A 421-nucleotide genomic window follows, 5' to 3' on the forward strand; every position below is an offset into this window, starting at 1 on the left:
CACGATACACAGCAGCCATGACAGCGTCTGGGCCGCCGGACTGGATGATAAGGGCAACACCACCCGCCCCGGCTCATTGACCCTGACCGCGCAGCACGTTCAGGCCAGCGGGAAAAATCTGGCAACCGATACGCTGGCCGTCCACAGTCAGCAAATTGACCTGAGCGACAGCCAGACCGCCGCCAGTCAGATTCAATTGAATGCCAGTCAACACGGGATAAGTACCGCTCGCGCCACGGTCAACGCCGACCGTTTTAGCGCGAAAACCCCCGGCCAGTTCAACAACGACGGCGGCCAGTTAGTGGCGCGGGAAATCCACCTCACGACGCCGGATATCTCTAACCAGCAGGGGAAAATTAACCAAACCGGCAGCGGTGAATGGCGGCTGAATACCCACACGCTGAATAACCGTGGCGGTACC

The 421-nt window shown here is 59.6% G+C and carries 1 protein-coding gene; it reads left to right on the forward strand.

The annotated features are described in order from the left end of the window. On the forward strand, positions 1–421 hold a 421-nt coding region (locus tag KZ793_RS08170), incomplete at both ends, for a hypothetical protein (protein WP_225814903.1).

The organism is Photorhabdus antumapuensis (genome assembly GCF_020387775.1).
GTDB classification, from domain to species: domain Bacteria; phylum Pseudomonadota; class Gammaproteobacteria; order Enterobacterales; family Enterobacteriaceae; genus Photorhabdus; species Photorhabdus antumapuensis.